This is a genomic window from Paraburkholderia sp. Ac-20347 (genome assembly GCF_017104805.1).
Taxonomy (GTDB): Bacteria; Pseudomonadota; Gammaproteobacteria; order Burkholderiales; family Burkholderiaceae; genus Paraburkholderia; species Paraburkholderia tropica.
This window is the reverse complement of the sequence record NZ_JAAGPN010000005.1, coordinates 66,260-88,329: the sequence shown is the minus strand read 5'-3', so window position 1 is coordinate 88,329 and position 22,070 is coordinate 66,260. Positions and strand designations below refer to the sequence as shown.

General features: G+C 63.1%; 15 protein-coding genes. 3 read left to right on the top strand and 12 right to left on the bottom strand.

What is annotated here, in order from left to right:
- Both G3N97_RS02245 and G3N97_RS02240 read left to right on the top strand, forming a co-directional pair.
- The coding region (locus G3N97_RS02245) for a FecR domain-containing protein (RefSeq protein WP_205991701.1) at positions 1-908 on the top strand (908 nt) is incomplete at its 5' end.
- 110 nt (positions 909-1,018) lie between these two features.
- On the top strand, positions 1,019-3,466 hold the full coding sequence (locus G3N97_RS02240) for a TonB-dependent siderophore receptor (RefSeq protein ID WP_205991700.1): 2,448 nt from the start codon (positions 1,019-1,021) through the stop codon (positions 3,464-3,466).
- A 140-nt stretch (positions 3,467-3,606) separates the two neighbouring features.
- Here G3N97_RS02240 and G3N97_RS39270 read toward each other — a convergent pair whose 3' ends face one another.
- The 9 genes from G3N97_RS39270 to G3N97_RS02195 all read right to left on the bottom strand — a co-directional run bounded on the left by G3N97_RS39270 (position 3,607) and on the right by G3N97_RS02195 (position 18,014).
- On the bottom strand, positions 3,607-4,404 hold the full coding sequence (locus G3N97_RS39270; RefSeq protein ID WP_241030324.1) for a hypothetical protein: 798 nt from the start codon (positions 4,402-4,404) through the stop codon (positions 3,607-3,609).
- 78 nt (positions 4,405-4,482) lie between these two features.
- The gene (locus G3N97_RS02230; RefSeq protein WP_205991699.1) at positions 4,483-9,324 is read right to left on the bottom strand and encodes an NAD-glutamate dehydrogenase; all 4,842 of its coding nucleotides are present in this window, start codon (positions 9,322-9,324) and stop codon (positions 4,483-4,485) included.
- Between the two features lie 175 nt (positions 9,325-9,499).
- The gene (locus G3N97_RS02225) at positions 9,500-10,384 is read right to left on the bottom strand and encodes an SMP-30/gluconolactonase/LRE family protein (RefSeq protein WP_205991698.1); all 885 of its coding nucleotides are present in this window, start codon (positions 10,382-10,384) and stop codon (positions 9,500-9,502) included.
- Positions 10,381-11,148 carry an SDR family oxidoreductase gene (locus G3N97_RS02220; protein ID WP_205991697.1) on the bottom strand — a complete coding sequence of 256 codons (768 nt, stop codon included), beginning with the start codon at positions 11,146-11,148 and terminating at the stop codon, positions 10,381-10,383. Before G3N97_RS02220 ends, G3N97_RS02225 begins: the two co-directional genes overlap by 4 nt.
- A gap of 54 nt (positions 11,149-11,202) precedes the next feature.
- Positions 11,203-13,605 (bottom strand): glycoside hydrolase family 3 N-terminal domain-containing protein, encoded by a 2,403-nt coding sequence (locus G3N97_RS02215; protein ID WP_205991696.1) that lies wholly within the window; start codon positions 13,603-13,605, stop codon positions 11,203-11,205.
- A gap of 110 nt (positions 13,606-13,715) precedes the next feature.
- Positions 13,716-14,846 carry a sn-glycerol-3-phosphate ABC transporter ATP-binding protein UgpC gene (gene ugpC / locus G3N97_RS02210; RefSeq protein ID WP_205991695.1) on the bottom strand — a complete coding sequence of 377 codons (1,131 nt, stop codon included), beginning with the start codon at positions 14,844-14,846 and terminating at the stop codon, positions 13,716-13,718.
- A 37-nt stretch (positions 14,847-14,883) separates the two neighbouring features.
- Entirely contained in the window at positions 14,884-15,735 is an 852-nt protein-coding gene (locus tag G3N97_RS02205; protein ID WP_205991694.1) for a carbohydrate ABC transporter permease, read from the bottom strand.
- 3 nt (positions 15,736-15,738) lie between these two features.
- Entirely contained in the window at positions 15,739-16,656 is a 918-nt protein-coding gene (locus G3N97_RS02200; protein ID WP_205991693.1) for a sugar ABC transporter permease, read from the bottom strand.
- A 77-nt stretch (positions 16,657-16,733) separates the two neighbouring features.
- Positions 16,734-18,014, bottom strand: a complete 1,281-nt coding sequence (locus G3N97_RS02195) for an extracellular solute-binding protein (protein WP_205991692.1) — start codon at positions 18,012-18,014, stop codon at positions 16,734-16,736.
- Between the two features lie 297 nt (positions 18,015-18,311).
- Between G3N97_RS02195 and G3N97_RS02190 the strand changes: the two genes are divergently transcribed.
- Positions 18,312-19,379: a LacI family DNA-binding transcriptional regulator gene (locus tag G3N97_RS02190; protein ID WP_205991691.1), complete on the top strand. Its 1,068-nt coding sequence runs from the start codon at positions 18,312-18,314 to the stop codon at positions 19,377-19,379.
- A gap of 83 nt (positions 19,380-19,462) precedes the next feature.
- Here the strand turns inward: G3N97_RS02190 and G3N97_RS02185 are convergent, their stop codons facing one another.
- The 3 genes from G3N97_RS02185 to G3N97_RS02175 form a co-directional block, all read right to left on the bottom strand.
- Positions 19,463-19,852, bottom strand: coding sequence for a type II toxin-antitoxin system VapC family toxin (locus tag G3N97_RS02185; protein ID WP_205991690.1), 390 nt, complete (start codon positions 19,850-19,852; stop codon positions 19,463-19,465).
- Between the two features lie 9 nt (positions 19,853-19,861).
- The gene (locus G3N97_RS39265; protein ID WP_241030323.1) at positions 19,862-20,140 is read right to left on the bottom strand and encodes a type II toxin-antitoxin system Phd/YefM family antitoxin; all 279 of its coding nucleotides are present in this window, start codon (positions 20,138-20,140) and stop codon (positions 19,862-19,864) included.
- A gap of 421 nt (positions 20,141-20,561) precedes the next feature.
- A complete protein-coding gene (locus tag G3N97_RS02175) occupies positions 20,562-21,701 on the bottom strand; it encodes a porin (protein ID WP_205991689.1) in 1,140 nt (379 codons plus the stop codon).
- Between the last annotated feature and the right edge of the window lie 369 nt (positions 21,702-22,070).

Sequence of the window (22,070 nt, the reverse complement as noted above, 5' to 3'; positions counted from 1 at the left end):
CGCCGCTGCATCGTGCTGCCTTCGACGACGCGCTGGCGCAATGGCGCAGCGCCGATGCGCTGCACGTTTCGACGCGCACCGATGCTGCCGCACAGCGCGTCGAGCAACGTGTCAAGCAACGCGCGGAACCCCGCTTCAATCCGCACGCCAAGCGCCCTGCCACACGTTTCGCTTTTGCTTCGCTCTTCACGCCGCCGCGCGCGGCCTTCGCATCGCTGTGCGTGGCGCTCGGCGTCGGCGCGGCGTGGTATGTGCATGCGCCCGACCTGTCGACGTCGGCGGGCGAAGTGCGCACGTTCGCGCTCGACGACGGCAGCATCGTGAAGCTCGACGCCGACTCGGCCATCGACGTCCACTACGACGCGCACGAGCGCCGCATTGTGCTGGCGCGCGGGCGCGCCGCGTTCGACGTGAAGCATGGCGACGCGCGCCGCTTCGTCGTGCGCGCGGGCGACGGCGAGGTCGTCGACATCGGCACGGCGTTCCAGGCGACGCTGCCCGGCGACGACGCCCAGCACAGCGGCGAGTCGCTCGTCACCGTCACGCAGGGACGCGTGGACGTGCGCAACGCGTGGGGCAATCTGGAAGCGGCCGCGGGCCAAAGCGTCGCCTATGGCGATGCGGTACGCGCGCCCGCTGCTGCCGCCATCGATGCGTACTCGGCCACCGCGTGGCAGCGCGGCCGCATGGTCTTCACCGATGCGCCGCTCGCCGATGTGGCCACTGCGCTCAACCGCTACTGGAAAGGCCATTTCATCTACGTGCGCGGCAGCGCGGCGACGTTGCGCGTGTCGGGCAATTTCGCCATCGGCGCGCCGGCCCAGGCGCTCGACACGCTCGCCGAAACGCTGCGTCTGCAGGCCACCCGCATTGCGGGCCGCGTCGTGATTTTGTCCGCGCCGTCGTGAGCGTCGCGCAATAAACACGTCGCGCAAAAAATATTTTGCGCGCGACGTCCGGTTTTTTCTCCGCACAACGTCTATTCCCTCAGCAAGACCAAACAATCAGGGGAATTTCGTTGTTCACGCACGCATCACTTCGACCACTCGCGATCAGCGCGGCGGCTGCCGCCCTCTTCGGCGCTTCGTTTCCGACGCTCGCCCAGCAATCGCCTGAAGCAACTCAAGCGGCGCAAGCGGCTCAATCCACGCAACGCGATGCGCGTATCGACTATCGCATCGCGCCTTCCGACCTCAACACGGCGCTCAACCGTTTCGCCGAAGCCAGCGGCGTGCAGCTCGCTTACGCGAGTTCGCTCGTCGCCGGCAAGCAGTCGCCCGGCTTCACGGGCCGCGCCGATGCAGCCCGCGCGCTCGCGCAAGTTTTACGCGGCACGGGTTTGCGCGCGGTACGCGGCCAGAACGCGGCCTTCGTGCTCGAAGTCGATCCCGAACCGCCCGGCCCCGATGCGAGCGTGACCGCTGAAACATCGCTGCCCGCGATGACGATCCGCGCGCAAAGCGAAGCCGATGCGCACGATCCGACGGTCGCCGGCGCGGCGCTCAAATCGTCCACGCCGCTCACGCGCACGCCGCAATCAGTGTCGATCATCGAGCGCAAGCAGATGGACGAACAGAACGTGCAGTCGGTCGCGCAGGCGCTGCGTTATTCGGCGGGTATCGTGCCGGAAACGCGCGGCATCGGCGATCGCTACGACAGCTTGCAGATGCGCGGTTTCGGCGGCTTCGGCGGCAATGCGGTCTACGTGAATTTTCTCGACGGCCTCAATCTCGGACGCGGTCTGTCGTATGCCGTGCCGCAGATCGAGCAATACGGTTTGCAGCGTATCGAAGTGCTGCGCGGACCGAGTTCGATTCTCTATGGTCAGGCGAATCCAGGCGGTGTGGTGGTGCTCGAAAGCAAGCGTCCCGAAGCCGATCACGTGAATGAAGTGATGCTCGGCGCGGGCACGCACAATCGCTGGGAAGGCGCGTTCGATCTCGGCGGCGCGGTCGACGCGGACAAGCGCGTTCTTTATCGCTTCGTCGGTCTCGCGCGCGATGCAGACACGCAAGTCTCCGGCACGAAGGAGCAGCGTATTTACGTGGCGCCGTCGCTCACGCTGCGTCCCGATGCGAATACGGAATTCACGCTGCTCGCGAGTTATCAATACGATCCGAACAACGGCTATTACGGTTTTTTGCCGCGCTACGGCACGGTTTCGTATAACCCCAATGGGCAGATCGGCACCGGTTTCAACGACGGCGAACCCGACTACGATCACTTCCGCCGCGAGCAGGCGAGCATCGGCTATGCGTTCACGCACCGCTTCAACGACGTATTCACGGTGCGTCAGAACGCGCGCTACACGCATATGTGGAGCGATTATCAAACGGTCTATTCGAGCGGCTACACGAATTCGAGCAACCGTTACCTTAATCGTCTGACGACGGCCTCGCTCGAACATCTCGACGCGCTCTCGACCGACACGCAGCTCGAAGCCGATTTCAACACCGGCCCCGTGCGTCACGCGGTGCTGATGGGTCTCGACTATCAGATGACGATGTCCGACCGCCGTCTTTCGTCGGGCAAGGCGCCCTCGCTCGACATCACCGATCCCATTTACGGCCAGTCGCTGACCGCGCCCAAGCTCGCGAGCTACACGCGCCAGCGCACCGACGATCTCGGCCTCTACGTGCAGGATCAGATGACGATCGGCAAATGGTCGTTCGTGCTCGGCGCGCGCGAAGATTACGCGTCCACCAGCGCGAATGAATATGTGAAGAACACGTCGTCGTATCAATTCGATCGCGCATTCACGTGGCGCGCGGGCGCGATCTATGCATTCGACAACGGCATTTCGCCGTTCGCGAGTTTCTCGCGCTCGTTCCAGCCGGTCACGTCGGGCACGACGGCGGACGGCAGCTCGCTCAAGCCGTCGACGGGCCGTCAATTCGAAGTGGGCGTGAAGTATCAGATTCCGGGTACGACGAGTTTCACGACGCTGTCGCTCTTCGACCTGCAGCAAACCAATGTGTCGACGCCCGATCCGACCAACGCGAATTACCGCGTGCAGACTGGCGCGGTGAAAAGCCGTGGTGTCGAACTGGAAACGCATTTGAATATCACGCGCGATCTCTCGCTGATCGCGGCGTACAGCTATACGAGTGCGTATGTGGCGAGCGCGAACGACACGTCGCTCGGTCACACGCCGGCCGCCGTGCCGAAAAATACCGCTTCGCTGTGGGCCGATTACACGCTGCATCGCGGCACGTTCAAGGGTCTCGGCATGGGTGCGGGCGTGCGCTATATCGGCAGCACATATGGCGCCGCCGACGATTCGTTCAAGGTCGGTTCATTCACCCTCGTCGATCTCGCCTTGCATTACGAAATGCGCAATTGGCGCTTCGCGCTCAATGCGTCGAATCTGTTCGATCGTCAATATGTGGCGGCGTGCGCGAGCGCGACGCAATGTTTCTGGGGCGTACGTCGCGAAGTGATTGGCACGGCGCGCTATCAATGGTGAGTCTCACAATGAAATCATCACGCACTTTCGTGCGACGCACGGTATGTGTATTCGCGGGGATGTCGATGGCGGCGGCTGCATGGGCGGCAACGCCGAATGCGGCTTCTGCTGTCACGACAACTAGTTCGGATGCCAAATTATCAGGAAGTGCAAACGCCCTGCTTCCCGACACCGAATCGTTCGTGATCGACGCCACGCCGAACGGGCCGCGCTATCGCGTCTGGCTGTATCACCCTGCGGCTACGGCGTCGGGCGGCGCACCGCCTTTGCTCGTGCTGCTCGACGGCAACGCGACTTTCGCGCTCGCTGTGAGCGCGGCGCGCCTGCAGGCGAAGCTCATCGGACCGGTGACGATAGCCGCCATCGCCGCCGACAACGACGCCCTTTTCGATGAAGGCCAGCGTTTTCGCGACTTCACCACGCCGGCGCGCGACGGCTGGGGCGTGCCGAACGACGCGCAAGGCAAGCCGCTCGACACCGGCGGCGCGCAGGCGTTCGAGACCTTCGTGAACGAGACCTTGCCGCGCGCCATCGAGGCCCGCACGCAGGTTGCGCCGCGCGCCCGCATGTTGTTCGGGCATTCGCTTGGCGGCTTTTTGGTGCTGCACGATGCGCTCGCGCATCCGCAGGCGTACTCGCGCTACATGGCGGCGAGTCCGTCGATCTGGTGGAATGGCGCGGAGTTGCTGGCGAATGTTCGCGCGAGCGCGCAATCGCCGGCGGGAAAAACCTCGCACGACGCGCAAGCGCGCATTCCGCTTGCCATCCGCATCGGCGGCGACGAACAGAAACTCGCGCCCAATGCGCCGCCCGCGCGCGTCGAACGCGTGACGCACGCGGCGATGCTCGACAACGCACGCACCTTCGTGGACATCTTGCACACGACGCCCGCACTCGGTTTCGACGCCGACCTCCAGATCTACGCGGGGCAGAATCACGTGTCGTATCTACCCGCTGCGATCAGCGAAGCCGTGGGACTCGCGGCGCGAAGCGCGCTAATCAACGCCCGGACACGTTCAGGCGCGTTCGAGCGCCGCCATCGCGCGCACGATGACGAGCAGCACGGAGAGGCTCACGCCGCTCGACGCACGCAATTCGGCGAGCAGATGGCCATAGCGTTCGAGCGCCGCTTCGTGCTGCGCGCACCATGCGTCGACGATCGTTTCGGCGTCGGCGGTGTCGGGCGACTGCGCGAGCGCGCTGGTCGTGAGCGCGCGCTTGAGCCGCGCCACCTCGGCGAGCGCGGCTGCGCGCGCCATCGTGTCCCAATGCGTGGGCGTGGGCAAGGTGGCGGCGCGTTCGCTGATCCAGCCATAATTCAGGCGCGTGCCGAGCGCGAAGTACGCGGCCGCGACCAGTTCGAGCGGACGTCCGCAAGCCGCCGCCACTTCGGCGATATCGAGCAGCGCCACCGGAATTTCACCGCTCGCCGCGCGCAGCGCGAGCGTGCTCTCCACGCCCGCATTCACGAGTTCGCCCTGGCGCACGGAGAGCGCTTCGAGATCGGCTTCCGGCAACAGCGCGGGCAATTGCGGCGCGAGGCGTTGAGCGGCATCGCGGCACCGCGCCAGCAGCGACCCCACACCGTCGCGTTCCACCGCACCCGCTTGCAGATGACGCAGGAACCACAGCGCCGCGCGTTCGAGCAAACGCGCAATATCGACGAACATGCGTGCCTGCACATCGTCGGGCACGCGATTATCGAGTGCGTCGATCGCGCGCCAGATTTCATCGAGATCGAACACATCGCGCGCCATGATGCAGGCGCGCACGATCTCGTCGGGCCGCGCGTCGGTCTCCTCCATGAGACGATGCACGAACGCACAACCCACGCGATTGATGAGCGCATTGGTCAGATGCGTCGCGAGAATTTCGCGGCGCAACGGATGCCGCTGCATCGGCTCGCTGAATCGCTGCTGTAAAGGCTTCGGGAAATAATCGATCAGCAAGGCCGCGACGAGCGGATCTTCGGGCACATCGGAATCGAGCAGCGCATCGTAGAGCCACATCTTGCTATACGCGAGCAGCACGGCGCGCTCGGGCGACGTGAGACCGAGTTTCGACGCCTGGCGCTCGGCCACTTCCTCATCGGTCGGCAGAAATTCGATCACGCGATTGAGTCGCCCGGCGCGTTCGAGCCAGCGCATCACGCGCGTTTCCGCATCGAGCAGCAGCACCGCGTAACGGCCCGCAATCGAGAGCGACTGAGTTTGATAATAGTTGTCGCTCAATACCAGCAGGCCCACTTCGTCGGTCATTTCCGCGAGGAGCGTATTGCGCTGCCGCGTGGTCATTTCGCCATCGGACACCACCAGTCCAAGCAGAATCTTGATGTTGACTTCGTGATCGGAACAATCGACGCCCGCTGAATTGTCGATCGCATCCGTATTGATACGGCCGCCGCGTTGCGCGAATTCAATGCGCCCGAGTTGCGTGACGCCGAGATTGCCGCCCTCGCCCACCACCTTGCAACGCAGATCCGAACCGTTCACGCGCACGGCGTCGTTGGCACGGTCGCCCACTTGCGCGTGCGTTTCACGCGCAGCTTTCACATACGTGCCAATTCCGCCGTTATAAAGCAGATCGACCGGCGCCTGGAGAATCGCGCGAATGAGTTCGTTCGGCGTGAGCGCAATTGCGTCGATGCCCAGTACCTCGCGCACCGCGGGCGAAAGCGGAATCGTTTTGACGGTGCGCGGAAAAATACCGCCGCCCGATGAAATCGCGGCAGTATCGTAATCGGCCCAACTCGATCGCTCCAGCGCAAAAATCCGCTTGCGTTCCGCGAAACTCAGCGCCGGATCGGGCGCGGGATCGAGAAACACATGGCGATGATCGAATGCCGCCACGAGCTTGATATGGGGCGACAGCAGCATGCCGTTGCCGAATACGTCGCCCGACATATCGCCGACACCGACCACGGTGAAGTCGCTCGCCTGCGTATCCACGCCCATTTCGCGGAAGTGGCGTTTGACCGATTCCCACGCGCCGCGCGCGGTGATCGCCATTTTCTTGTGGTCGTAGCCCACCGAGCCGCCCGACGCGAAAGCGTCGTCGAGCCAGAAACCATATTCAGCGGAAATGGCGTTCGCATAATCGGAAAACGTAGCCGTGCCTTTGTCGGCCGCGACGACGAGATAAGGATCGTCCGGATCGTGACGCACGACATCGGGCGGCGGCACGATGGCGTTATTCACGAGATTGTCGGTGAGATCGAGCAGGCCGCGCAAAAAGGTCTGATAACAGGCGACGCCTTCGCGCATCCACGCTTCGCGATCGCTGGGCGGCGGCGGATTCTTGACGACGAAGCCGCCCTTCGAACCAACCGGCACGATCACCACGTTCTTCACCATCTGCGCTTTCATCAGGCCGAGCACTTCCGTGCGGAAATCCTCGCGACGGTCGGACCAGCGCAGGCCGCCGCGCGCCACGCGTCCGCCGCGTAAATGCACGCCTTCCACTCGCGGCGAATACACCCAGATTTCGAACATCGGTTTCGGTTCGGGCAATCCGGGAACTTTCGACGGATCGAATTTGAACGACAGCGATGGACGCGGCGCGCCATTCGGCTCGCGACGGAAATAATTGGTGCGGACCGTCGCATTGATGACGCCGAGAAACTGCCGGAGAATGCGATCCTCGTCGAGATTCGGCACCTGATCGAGCGCGGCTTCAATGGCCTTGAGCGCGAGTTCGGTGCGTTGCTCGCGCGCCGCTTCCACGCTCGGATCGAAACGCACCATGAACAATTCGACCAGTTGTCGCGCAATCGCCGGATTGCCGGTGAGCGCGCGTTCGATATAGGCGTCGCTGAATGTCGAACCCACCTGGCGCAGATATTTCGCGTAAGCGCGCAATATCGTCACTTCGCGTGCGCCTAGATACGCCCGCAAAACCAGGCGATTGAAATCGTCATTCTCGATGCGCGCGCTCCATACGGCTTCGAATGCGTCCTCGAACAGATCTTTCACGCGCTCGATATCGAATTCGGCATCGTCGGCGAGTTCGAGCCCGAAATCGTGCACCCACGCGGGATCGCAGCCCGGCACCTGAATCACATAAGGACGCTCTTCATCCACCCGCACGCCGAGATGTTCGAGCATCGGCAAACTGCGCGAGAGCGCAATTGCTTCGCCCGCACAATACACCTTGAAGCGAAACGCGCGCGGCCCCGATTCAATGGGCCGATACAGATTCATCGCGATGGCCGAACTGCCCTGCACGCGTTCGATCAATTCGATATCGCGGACCGCCGTGCGCGCCGGATAATCGTCGCGGTAACCGGCGGGAAACGAATCGCCGTAGCGATTCAGCAAGCGCGTGCCCTGCTCTTCGCCGAATGCGTCGAGCAATGCGTCGGCGAGATCGTCCTGCCAGCGCCGCGTGACCTGCACGAGTCGCGCTTCCAGTTCACGCGTGTCCACATCGGGCATCGTGCCAGGCTCGGCATGCACGACAAAGTGAATACGCGCAATGGCCGATTCGGAAAGCAGCGGCGTAAATTCCACGGAAATTCCGTTGAATGCCGAAGCGAGCAGATTGGCGATACGTCGGCGCAGATCGGTGTTGTATTTATCGCGCGAGACATACACGAGGCACGAGACGAAACGATTGAAACGATCGCGCCGCACGAACAGACGCGTGCGCTGATGTTCCTGCAAACGCAACACGCCAAGCGCGATATCGTAAAGCTCGTCTTCCGTGGCCTGAAACAGTTCGTCGCGCGGATAGGTTTCGAGCACGGTCACGAGCGATTTGCCGAGATGCCCTTTCGGCAGAAAGCCGGCGCGGCGCACGATATTCGCGCATTTTCGGCGCACAATCGGAATATCGGCGGCGGGCACCATGTACGCCGTCGAAGTATAAAGACCGACGAAACGGCGCTCGCCGCAAATCTTGCCGTCCGCGCCCACGAGTTTCACGCCAACGTAGTCGAGATAACCGGGCCGGTGCACCGTTGCGCGCGAATTCGCTTTCGTCAGAAAGATGGGCGACGCGCCCGCAATAATGTCCGCCGCAGCAGGCGGCAGCGGCGTGACCTCGGGCGTATCGGGCGCGCGCAAGGATTCGCGCAGAATACCGAGGCCCGAATTGTCCACGCCGCGCAGCCCGAAACCATCGCCATGTTCGACGAGTGCATAATCGCGCTGGCCGAGAAACGTGAAATGGTCGGCCACCATCCATTCGAGGAACGCGCGGGCCTCGAGTTCTTCCGGGCTCGTTTCGCGCGCTTTCATGCTTTTGATGGTTTCGCGCGCGACCTCGACGATTTTCGGCCAGTCCTCGACGGCGGCTCGCACATCGCCGAGCACTTTGGCAATATCACGGCGCAATTCGTCGAGTTTTGCTGCATCGCCGCAGCGGTCGACTTCGAAATGAATAAAGGATGTGAGTTGTGACGCCCCGTCGTCGGCACCGGACGCCCCGACGTCGATACGCTCGATGCCGCCCTCCTTGCCGCGCCAGACGCGAAACACCGGATGCATGGCGGAATGCAGCGCGAGCCCGAGCTTGTTGACGGCCATGGACACCGAATCGACCAGAAACGGCATATCGTCATTGACGATTTCGATGACCGTGTGATCGGAATGCCAGCCGTGCTGTTCGAGTATCGGGTTATAGACCCGCATGCGCTCGGAGCCGGGCACGAAACGCTGCGCGGTTTGCCAGTGCGCCATCGCCGCGCCATAGAGATCGGCGATGCTGCGGCTGCGCAGATCCTCGGCATCGACGAAATCGTAATAGTGGCGCAGGAACGGTTCAACTGTTTGAAAGGCGGGTTCTGGCAATCGCGCTCGCGCGAATGCCAGAACATCGGAGAGCAGATGGGCGACGAATTCCTCGTTCCTCGCTTGCATGGCGGACTCCTCGACGGATGGCCATCGACTGCATCGGCGGTAAAGCCATTATGCACCGGCAAGGTGATTGAACGATGAATGCGTGTACGTTGCCATACGTATCTGCGGTTCGCGATCCTGCATTGAATCTGAATGTTTTAAAACGTTATTCAAACGAAAACGCTTTCAAACCTGTTCATGCAGGCCAAACGATGCGGCACAACGATTGCTTCTGCCCGGCGGCGGGCGCACGAAACGAAAACAATGCACCCGCGAATGGCTCGCGGGCGAGCGCCGCTTCGCTCAGACCTTTACGCGCGGTCGTTACATAAGCCGTTTGCAGATCGTCGCCGCCGAATGCGAGTTTCGTCACGTTCGAGCACGGAAAGGCAACGCGTCCCACGCTCAGACCATTCGGCGCGTAGCGTTCGATGCGTGCGCCGCCGAACGTCGCGACCCAGACGTAGCCTTCGGCATCGACGACCAGGCCATCGGGATCGCCCGGCTGCGCGTGCGTGCTAAAGAGCCGCCGCGACGAGAGCTCACCGTCGTCGGCCACGTCGAATGCGTAAATGGCGCGGCGCAGCGAATCGACGTGATACAGCGTGCGGGAATCCGGGCTCATCGCGGGACCGTTCGTGATGATATAGCCGCTGTCGTGCACGCGCGGCGCCTGATCATGCTCTACACGCCAGAGCGATCCGGTCGGTTCCACTTCAGCATCGTCCATCGAGCCGAACCACAAGCGCCCTTCGGTATCGACATGCGCGTCGTTGAGCCGGTTGCCGGGTCGATCGATTTCAACCGGCACGCGCAACACGAAGTGCCCGTCTTCCGGCGTGAAGCGATGCAGCCCGCCCTGCAATCCGCAGACAAAACCACCGTCCGCGTGCGGCAGCACGAAACCGGTTTGCGCCGGTGCGTCCCAACTGCTGCGCTCGCCGCTTTCAGGCACGTAGCGATGCACGCGGCGCTGTTTGATATCGACGAAATACAGCGCGCGTTCGCGTTCCACCCACACCGGGCCTTCGCCAAGCAGTGCACCCACGTTCCATTCGACCTCGGGCGCCAGCGTATTCATGCGCCGTACCATCCGGCATCGACGAAATAATCGCGGCCCGTGCAACGCGCGGCGTCGTCGGAAGCGAGAAACAGCACCATGCGTGCAACGTGCTCGGGTTCGATGCGTGCGTGCAGGCATTGCTGACCGAGCAGCTCCGATTCGCTTTCATTCGATTGCCAGAGTTTCATCTGGCGCGGCGTGCGTACCGCACCGGGAATCACGCAATTCACACGAATGCCGTATTCGCCCAGATCGCGCGCGAGCCCGCGTGTGAGGCCTTCTATCCCCGCTTTGGCGGTCATATAAACGCTGAGATTCGGCGTGGCCAGATGCCAGGAAATCGAGCCGAGATTGATGATCGCGCCAGCACCCTGTTTGCGCATGCCGTCGACCACGGCTTGTGCGCAAAAGAATTGATGGCGCAGATTCACGGCGAGGCGATCGTCCCAGTAAGCCGCGCTCACGTCGCCGACGTGATGACGATCGTCGTTCGCCGCATTGTTGACGAGAATCTGCACATCGCCGGCGGCTTGCGCGATGGCGTCGAAACAGCGTTGCAGGGCGTCGATATCGCGCAGATCGCAGCGATGGTAGACGGGTTCGTATTTCGTATGCCTGCATGCCTTGACGAGCGCGAGCGACGGTTCGTCGGCCACGTCGAGAAAATGCACGCACGCGCCTTGTGCGCTGAAGGCCTCCACCATGGCGGCGCCGATGCCGGTGCCGCCGCCCGTGATCACGACCACCTTGTCGCTCAGGCTCGGATAAATTGCATAAGACATGGGTTATTTCGTTTCCGGTTCAATCGATACGTGATGGCACGCGCAGGAGTTAATTCAATCGACGCTCACGTCGCTCGTCATGCGCCAGTCGCGCGGCAGCGTACGCGTCGCGTCGCCCGTGACGGTGAGCGTCGCGTGCAAATGAATATCGCGGCTCGAACTGCCGATCATCAGATCGAAGTCGCCGGGCTCGACGATACGTTCGCCGCGTCCATCAGTGAAATTCAACATGTCGACGGGCAGACGCACATGCACGCGCGCCGCGCCACCCGCGTCCACCGCCACGCGCGAAAACCCCTTCAATTCACGCACCGGACGCGCACTCGACGCCAGCCGATCGCGCAGATAAATCTGCACGACTTCCACGCCGCTGCGTGCGCCCGTGTTCTTCACCGTGAACGAAAACGCAAAGGTGCCGTTTTCGATCGGCGCGGTGGGCGCGTCGATGTCGAGCGCTTCGTAAGCGAAGCGCGTATAGCCGAGCCCGAAACCGAACGGATAGCGCGAGCCGAAATGCCACGCAACCGGCGTGCCCGCGCTTTTGAGCCGATGGTTATAGACGTAGGGCACCGCGCCCGCGCTGGTCGGCACCGAAAGCGGCAAGCGGCCGCTGAAATTTTCGCGCCCAACCAGCAGCGCGGCGAGCGCTTCGCCACCTTTCTCGCCCGGCGCGAACGCCATCAACTGAGCAGCGACGCGTTCTTCCTGGCCGCCGAGGTTGTACGGGCGTCCACCCGTCATCACGACGACCGTGGGCGTGCCGGTCGCGAGCACGGCGTCGAGCAGCGCCTGCTGCACGCCGGGCAGCGCGAGGCTGTCCGTATCCGAGCCTTCGCCCACGGTGCCCGACTGAAACAGGCCCGCGAGGTCGCCGACAAACACGATCGCCACATCGGCGGCGCGCGCCGCTTCGGCGGCGGCGGCAATGTGCGTGGTGTCGGTGCTGATCAGCGCGTCGCGCGTGCCCACTTCGCGCGTGTCGAGCGAGACATCGCCCGGAAAGACCGGCGCGCCCGCGCGACGCTCTTCGATGATTGCGCAGCCCGGTGCATAGCTGACGTGCGCCTCGCCGAGCACATTACGCAGCGCTTGCAGCGGCGTCGTCATCGACGAATGCGCGCTCTCGCCGCTATTGATCAAATGCACGGGGAAGCTGTAACCCGCGAGCAACGCCAGCGGATCGTCGGCGGTCGGCCCGATTACGGCCACGTTCTGCTTGCCGTCGTTCGCGAGCGGCAGCACGCCGTCGTTGCGCAACAGCACCACCGATTCGAGCGCCACGTCGTGAGCCACATCGCTGGCCGCTTCGCTGCGCACGTTCACCCGCGCCACGTCGACATAGGGCTGCTCGAACAAACCGATGTCGAACTTCGCGCGCAACACGCGTTGGACCGCTGCATCGATCGTGGCTTCGCTGATCTCGCCACGCGCCAGCGCTTCCTTGAGATGCAGCGCGCACTCGTGGCCCGGCAACTCGATGTCGAGTCCGGCGTTGAACGATTGCGCCGCGGCATCCGCGGCGTCGCGCGCGATGCCGTGATGCGTGTAGAGCAGATTCACAGCCGCATAGTCGGCGACGATCAAACCATCGAAGCCCCACTTATCGCGCAACACGCCTTGCAGCAGGTCGCGATTTGCATGGCACGGTACGCCATCGATATCGTGATACGCGGGCATGATCGACCCGGCGTGCGCGAGCTTCACCGCCATTTCGAATGGCAGCAGGAAGGTATCGTTGAGTTCGCGCGGACCCACGTGCACGGGCGCGTGATTGCGCGCGCCTTCGCTCGCCGAATGCGCCACGAAGTGCTTGAGCGTGGCGAGCACGTCGCGCTTTTCGCCTTGCAGTCCCTGCACGTAATGGCAGGCCATCACGCCCACCAGATACGGATCTTCGCCGAAGGTCTCTTCCGTGCGCCCCCAACGCGGATCGCGCGAAACATCGAGCACCGGTGCGAGTCCCTGATGACAGCCAATCGAGCGCGCCTGCTCGCCGATCACCTCGCCCACGCGGCCAACGAGCGCAGGATTCCATGTGGCCGCGTAATTGAGCGGCGACGGAAACAGCGTGGCATCCTTGATCATCAGCCCGACGAGACACTCCTCGTGCGCCATCACCGGAATGCCCAGACGCGTCTGCTCGATCATCTGCCGTTGCAGCGCGTTGAACGCTTCCACGCCCTCTTGCGGATCGACCGTGTGCGTGCCGAGCGGACGCGTCACCTGACCGAGCCCGTGTTGCAGCAGCGTGTCGAGCGGCACGCCCGTATCGCGCTGCGCAAAGTCCTCGGTACGCCATTCGTGACGGCCATTCGCGCGCAGCTTGAGCCAGACGGCGTGCAACTGCGCGATCTTCTCGTCGATCGTCATGCGCGCGAGCAGATCGGCGACACGCGCTTCGGTCGACGCCTCAGCGCGACGATAAACGGGCACCTCGCTTTGATGGTCAAGCGACATCACAACACTCCTGGTTGGTCGTGTGCAAGGCGCAATGCGCGTCTCAACACATTAGTTATCCTGCTTAATATTTCAGCGTAACGGCGCATTGAGTCACCCACGCGCAACGATCAATGCATGCGTTTGAACGCCATGTCGCGATCGTCGAACAGATGGCAGGCTTCGGGCGGCAGCGCGAGCGTCACGTTCTCATCGAAGGCCAGCGCACTGTCGCCGGGCAATTTGGCGATCAGCGTGGCAGCACTCGCGTGCGGCTGACCGAGATGCACGTAGCTGTGCTCGCCCATGCGTTCGACGAGGCGCACGCGACAGGCGAGCGTGGGCGCGTTGCCTGTGGGATCGGCGAGACGCAGATGCTCGGGGCGAATACCCAGCGTCACCTTCATGCCGACACTAGCGTGACCCGGTTCGACGCGCGCGAGCACGCGCTCGCCGCTTTCCAGCGTAACGTGCACGCCACCCTCGTCCGCGCTTGTAACGGTTCCCGCGAAGAAGTTCATCTTCGGCGAGCCGATGAAACCGGCCACGAAGCGGCTGCGTGGATGGTGATAGAGATCGAGCGGTGCGCCGACCTGCGCGATGCTGCCGTGCCGCTCCATCTCCGTGCCCGCTTGCAGCAGCACGATGCGGTCGGCCAGCGCCATCGCCTCGACCTGGTCGTGCGTGACATACACGGCGCTCGCCTCGCGAAACTCGCGATGCAGGCGCGCGATCTCCGTGCGGGTCTGCACGCGCAGCGCGGCATCGAGATTCGAAAGCGGTTCGTCGAACAGGAACACGCCCGGTTCGCGCACGATGGCCCGGCCGATCGCCACGCGTTGACGCTGGCCACCGGACAGCGCCGCGGGACGACGTTCGAGCAACGCGTCGAGCTGAAGCGCGGCAGCGGCGCGGCGCACTTTCGTATCGATGAGCGCTTTGTCGATCTTCGCCTGGCGCAGTCCGAACGCCATGTTTTCGTACACGCTCATATGCGGATAAAGCGCGTAGTTCTGAAACACCATCGCCACGCGGCGCTGCGCGGGCGCGACGTCGTTCATGCGCTGGCCGTCGATGCGCAATTCGCCGTCGCTGATCGATTCGAGCCCGGCGATCATGCGCAGCAGCGTGGATTTTCCGCATCCGGATGGTCCGAGAAACACGCAGAACTCGTTCTTTCCCACTTCGAGCTGCGCGTTGCGAATCACCGCCTGACCGTTTGCATAAGACTTCTGTACGTTCGCGAGAGAGATGCTTGCCATGTCGTGATATCGGTGTCGGCTCGGTTTAAACGGTGCGTCAGCCTTTGAGCGAGCCGGCCATCATCCCCTTGATCACACGCTCCTGACCGAAGGCGTAAGCCACGATCAACGGCAGCGAAGTCAGCGTGACGACGGCCAACATCGCGGGCACGTTCGACGAATACTGGCCCTGAAAATCCCATACCGCGAGCGGCAGCGTGCGATGCTCGGAGGTCGAAGTCAGCATGTAGGCGAAGATGAATTCGTTCCACAGGCCAATGCCGTTGTAGATCGCCACCGTCGCGAGTCCCGGGCCGGACAGCGGAAAGAACACGCGCCAGAAGATGCCGAATGGGCCGCAGCCGTCGAGTTGCGCGGCTTCTTCGAGTTCGCGTGGAATCTGCCGCATGAACTCCGTGAGGATGAAGATCGACACCGGCAGGCTCAACGCGACATACGGCCCGAGCAGCGCGAACGGTGTGTCGTAAAGACCGAGATTGCGCGTGAGCAGATAGATCGGCACGAGCGTGGCGTGCAGCGGCACGATCATCCCTGCCACGACGAGCGCGAACAGGGTCTTGTTGAACGTGAAGCGCAAGCGCGCGAACGCATAAGCGGCCATCGCGCTCACGATCACGATCAGCACGACGGACACGCCCACCACGAACAGGCTGTTGCGGAAATAGGTGAAATACGGACCTTCGAGTACGGCCGCGTAGTTGCCGAAATACAGATGCTTTGGCAAGGCCCAGACCGGCGAATTGAAGGTTTCGTCCTGCGTTTTCAGGCTCGTCGCTACCACGAAGATGAACGGCACCGTGGTGACAGCGAGCCAGATCAGCGCGAGCAGCGGCACGCCTATGCGGAGCTTGCGCAGACTGAATGTCGCTTGATGCGGGAGCGTCGACATCGCTTAAACCTCCGTTGCGTAACGACGCGTGAAGCGCAGCGAAATGGCCGCCACCGCGCACACGATGATGAACATCGCCGAGCCGATGGTGCTGCCGTAGCCGAGCTGGAACGAGCTGAACACGGTGCGATACATATACGTCGCCATGAGTTCGGACGAGCCTTCGGGACCGCCGCCCGTCATCACGTAGATCAGATCGAAATAGCGCAGCGAACCGAGGATCGAGAGCAGCACGGCGGTGCGCACGGTGCCTTGCAGATGCGGCAGTTTGATGCGCCAGAAAATGGTCCATTCGGAAGCGCCGTCGAGCCGCGCGGCTTCCGCGATTTCCTGCGGCAACGAAGAAAGACCCGCGAGAAACAGGATCATGTAGAACGGCGTGTTCTGCCAGCAGATCACGGCGATCGTCGAGCCGAGCGACAGATGCGGATCGCCGAGCCAGTCCTGTGCGAGCGCGTCGAGTCCGAGTCCATGCAGCGCCGCGTTGAGCGGGCCGAAGTTCGGATCGTAGACATTCTTGAACAGCACGCCGATCGCGACGCTCGACATCAGCAGCGGCAGGAAATAGAGAATCTTGAGCAGACGCGAGCCGCGCCCCGCTTTTTCGAGCAGCACGGCGAGCGCGAGCGCGATGGGCAACTCCACCACGATCGACGCGGCCGCGAGCAGCGCATTGTTCGCGAGCGACTGCCAGAACACGGAATCGTGCGCGAGCTTCACCCAGTTCGCGAGCCCCACGAAACGCGCATTGCTGCCGAGGCCGTTCCAGTCGAGCAGCGAAAGCCGCAAGCTGGACACGAGCGGATAAAGCAGGAAGACGGCGAGCAGCACCACCGTGGGCGCAAGAAAGGTGGCGGCGACGAGCCACTGCGCGGAGAATCGCAAGCGGCGTTCTGGAACGGCGGAAAGTGCGATATTCACGGAGCGTTCTGCCGGCGGCGTTCTCGCGAACGCGCCGGTCTCAAAGATGAATGGATCAGGATGGCGAATCGCTTAAATCAGCCGCCCGACTTCGACGCCGCTTCCATTTGCTGCGCGGCGGCCTGCGGCGTAACCGAAAGGCCGAACAGCGCCTGGGTCGTGTCCTTGTGCAGTTCGCCCAGACGCGGCGGCAACGCCTGGTCATACCAGAGCTGCACATTCGGCGCCTGTACGATGAGCGCCTGCAGCCGCTTGAGGAACGGATCGGGAATCGCCACGTCTTTGACCGGCGGCACCTTGTGATCGGTCACGCGTGCGCGCATCGACTCGTCGTCGGTGAGCGACTGGATCAGCTTGAACGCCTGATCGGGATATTTGCACGCGCTTGAAATGCTCAGGAAGCCGTCGCCAACCGTGCCGATCACGTCGCGCGGATCGCCCTTGCCGCCGGGCACGCTCGGGAACGGGAAGAAGTCGAGCTTGGCCGAGAAGGCGGGATTTTCGTTAGCGATGGTCGAGGCTTCCCAGCCGCCCATCAGTTCCATCGCGGCGCGGCCCGAATACAGCAGGCGGCGCGAGGCGCCCACATCGTAGTCGAGGCCGTTATAGCCCTGCGCGAACGCGCCCGCTTTGACGAGGTCCTGAATGTACTTGCCCGCTTCCACGAAGGCCGGATCGCCGAATCCCTTGCCGCCGCCTTCCACCGCGCCGCGCACGACATCCGGGCCGCCAATGCGATCGACGAGGTACATGTAGTACATCGAGCCGGTCCACTTGTTCTTGTTCGCGAGCGCGAACGGCGCGATGTCGTGCGACTTGAGCACCTGCACCACGTGCATCAGTTCGTCCCACGTGGCGGGTGCCTTGAGGCCGTATTGCTGGAACAGCTCCTTGTTATAGAAGATCACGGCGGCCGAGGCGTTTTCGGCAGCGACGCCGTAGGTCTTGCCGTCAAAGGTCACGGCTTTCCACGAAGCGGGCAGGAATCGATCGCGATACGCGGGGTCTTTCTGCAGATACGGCGTGAGATCGGCTATCTGGCCGGCCTTCACATATTCGTTGAGCGTGCCGCCGCCCCACGACTCGAACACGCAAGGCGGCTGATTCGCGCCGAACGCCACTTTCAGCTTGGTCTTGTACGCGTCGTTCAGGATGTGCGAGTTTTCGACCTTGTAGCCGGGGTTTTTCTGCTCGAAGCGGTCGGACGCGTCGCGCAGGATCTTGCTGGAACTGGCATTGGTCTGCTGATCCCACGTCGTGATCACTTTCGCGTCCTGTGCGTGCACCACGCCCGCCGCCGCGAGTGCGGCGAACAGCACCGCCGCGCCCGTCGTTTTCGCTACCACCGCGTACGCCATCTTGGGTGTCTCCTGTCGTTGGTTTTGTTTGCGACCGCTTAACGTTATCCTTAACGTTACGAGATCGTAGTCATAACGTTACAGGCTCGCCAGACCGTGTTAACCCTCGAACTGCACTCCGGTGACGGGTCGAGCGACGTTTCCGTACAACGCTTGCTGCACGGCCTGTGTGCGCCTCAATGGTTGCGCTGTACGGTTCTGCTAGAATCATTTCCACTGTAACGCTAGCGTTACCAAAACCTGACAAGGTTGCGGTTCGCGTCGCGCCGCCTCACTCCTTCATAACAAGCAAGTCGCATGACCAAGCAAAATCCCACGCTGGCCGACGTCGCGAGGCTGGCCGGCGTGTCGCAGATGACCGCGTCGCGTGCGCTCAACGGGCGTCCGGGCGTATCGCGGGAAACGCGCGACGAAGTGCTGCGTATCGCGTCCGACATCGGTTACGTCGTCAATCGCACCGCCCAGAAGCTTTCTGGCGGACGCAACGGCATCATCGGCATCATGACGCCCACGCTCGACACGCAATTCTCGAGCGAGCTGATTCTGGGTGCCGGTCGCGCCGCGCGTGCGGCCGGTTGCGAAGTGCTCGTCTACACGGTGTCCGACGACAGCCACTCGCATCAGGAACTCATCAAGCTCGTGCGCCAGTTTTCCGACGGCCTGCTGGTGATCCTGCCGCGCGAAACCATGTGCCTCGACGCGCTCGCCACCGCGCACGTGCCGGTGGTGGTGGTCGATCAGCGCGGCACGCTCAATCGCTTCCCTTCGGTGTCCGTCGATAATTACGGCGGCGCGCGTATGGCGGTCGAGCATCTCGTGTCGCTCGGCCACAAGCGCATTGCGTTTCTCGGCGGCGACGAGGCGATCGAAGGCGTGCGCGACCGGCAGCGCGGCTATCACGACACGCTCGTGCGTCACGGCATCGAGCTCGATCCGGCGCTGGTGGTGACCGGAGATCTTTCGCAGATGACCGCGTTCGAAGTGGCGACCGGACTCGTGAACCTGCCCGATCCGCCCACGGCCATTTTCACGGCCAACGACCAGAGCGCGTTTGGCGCGATTGCAGCCGCGCGCGAAGCGGGTCTGCGCGTGCCCGACGACATCTCCGTGATCGGTTTCGACGATATCCCGATGGCCGAGCAGTTTCATCCCGCGCTCACCACGGTGCGTCAGCCGTTTCAGCAGATGTCGAGTTCGGCGGTCAATGCGTTGCTCGCACAGATTGCGGGCAGCGATGCGGTCGCGCAGCGCACGACCTTCCCCGCCGAACTGGTGGTGCGCCAGTCCACGGCGCAAGCTCCGGCTGCCGCGCGGCGGCCTGCGGAAGTTGTACGGCGTGCGGGGCGTCAGCGCGCGAAAACGTAAAGTTAATCGAATAGAAAACGGCGCACATTATCTTCGGATAACACGCGCCGTTTTTGCATTGAGGCCTTTTTTCAGGCGCTTTTTCACCAGATGGTGTCGAGATGCGTGAGGGCGCGCACGCGTGCGTCGGGCGTGACGAGCGGTACGCCCAACGTGCGCGCCGTGGCGGCAACGAGCCGCTGCGACGGCGGCAATTCCGGCGAAAGCGTGGTGGCGCGCACCGCGATCGCGGTATCGACGGGCACCATGCGCACGCCTTCGATCGACGCGAGCGTGGCGAGCCAGCGCCGCGTATCCATCGACAAGGCAAGCCGGCCGTTTTCCACGAATTGCGCCAGTTCCAGCACGCTGATCGTCGAGATCAGCACCTCGCCGTTTTCCAGCGCGCCGTCGATGGCCGCGCGCGCAGGCTCGCTCAGCGCGGTGTCGCCGCGCAGCCAGTAGACGAGCGCGCAGGTGTCGAGCGTGACCATGGCCGCATCTTATTTGCCGATGGGCGACGCGCGACGCCTGCTCGCGCCCTCGCCCACGGCCTCGCTCAGTGCATCGACGCGCGCATCGACCGGCGCGTCGAAATCGCAATGGACGATGGCCGCGCGCAGCGAATCGAGCGGACTCTTGCGCTTCGCGCGATACGGACGTATTTCGATGGTCGGCTGGCCACGGTCGGTCACCACCACGCTTTCGCCGAGCATTTCGACTTGCCGGAACAGTTCACAGGCTTTGGCCTTGAACATCGCTTTCGATACCCGTTTTTCCATTGAAGGATCTCCACCCATCATGATCGGCGCGCTGTAGTTTTGTAGGGAGCCGCGTTGCGAGACGTCGCGCACCGTGGACGTTATCGCTAACGTCTGCAAGATAGCATGGTCATCGGGCGTCGTTCAAGGGCGGATAAACGCGGGGTTTCCCGAGTGCGTGCGGGCGCCGGGATGCGTGGAAACGCGGGAAATAGCGATGAAACGGAAATGACGCGGATGTGTTGCGGAAATAAAGCAGAAGTGAAGCGGAGGCTGAAAAAAGGGACGCCGGCGTGTCAGGGTGGAGGAGGTTGACCACGCCGGCGCGGCCCGGACCAACGTCCGGCCGGGCCTGTCCATGCGACTCGCTACTGCTGAAAACTCGCTGAAAACTCACTGGATACTGAGGTTGCTACCGCAGGCTGCGCCTGTTCTGCCCGAATCAGAACAGATGCATGACGCCCGCGAACACGCCGAACTGGCCCTGGCCGTAGTTCGGATTGCCGTTCGCCGACGAGCCCGTGGTCGGATCGTAGTCGTTGTTGCCGTACGAGCCGTTGCCGAGGTTGATGTTCGACGTCGAGCTGTTATGCACGTAGCCCGCTTCCGTGTAGAGGAAGGTGCGCTTCGACAGGTTGTACGTGCCGCCGAGCGTGTAGAGCGTGGCGTTGCCGTTGCCCTTGTTGGCGTTGGCGTGGAAAACCGCCGCCGTGATGGCCGCGGCCGCGTTGATCTGCCAGGCCGCGCCAATCCATTCGTGATCGACCGCCGTCGGCGCGGACACGCCCGCAGGTTGTGAAGCGTCGGTCACGCCCACGCTCGCGTTGGTCGCGTTCGGCGCGCTCAGATGCTGATAGCCCGCGTAGAACTTGACCGGGCCGAACACCAGCGTGCCGCCTGCGAGGATCGAGCGCGAGTGCTGATAGACGTCGTTGAACGTGCCGTCCGCGCCGCGCACTTCGTCGTAGATCACGCGGAAGTCGCCGAGGCCATACGAGTAGACCGCTTCGATGCCGTCCGTGCGGCCCTGCCCCGTAGGCGTCGAGGCCGCGTTCCACTTGGTGTTGTTGGTCAGCGCATACTGGCCGCGCATGTAGAAACCGCCCCAGCTCGGCGTCTGGTATTCGAAGCCGTTCGAGGCGCTCGCCCAGTTACGCCCGCGCACCAGCGTCGCGATCGCGTAACGCTGCATCAGTTGCGGGTCGGCGCCCCAGCTGTCCTGCGAGATCTCGCCCGCGCCGAGATTACCCATCTTGAAGGTACCGTAGCGGTCGTTGTCGAAACCGACGATCGCGTGACGGCCGAACAGCGCGCCCGCCGACTGGCCCGTCTGCGTGTTGAGCTGGCCTTCGAGCTTGAAGATCGCCTTCGTGCCCGCGCCGAGATCCTCGGAGCCCTCGAGGCCGAACCACGAACAGCCCCAGTCGCCGCTTTCGGCGCTCACGGCGTTCTTGTTGCCCGGCAGACCCGTTTCGTACTGAATGCCGTTGTCGATACGGCCGTACAAGGTGACCTGGCTTTGCGCCTGGGCGGCGGACGATACCGCAGCCAGCACGGCGAGGCCAATCAGCTTCTTTTTCATCAGGTATCCTATCTTTTTGCGTGTGTCTCCAAACCACGTCCCGGCTTCGTGGGGCTTGCCGGCGCAGCGACCCGAAATGCGCGAGGCTCACGTCCTCTGCACTTCGGGAGCCGATTATAAAAACGCGCCGCGCGCTCGCGGCGGCCTTCAGCGCCAGGGAAAATGCGCCCCAGTTCTAACGTTGTTTCCACTCGGGAGTTGCGCTAGCGCTAACGTTATGGCCACGTCATGTGGTCAGATCCGGCGGTGAAGCCGGTCGCTGCGTGGCGCAACACGGGCAAGCCGGCGGCCCACAGGCGTGGAAGCCCCAGTGGAAGCGCGTTCCACCGTTTGACCGACCAGACGGTCGTGCTTAACGTTAAAGATGGG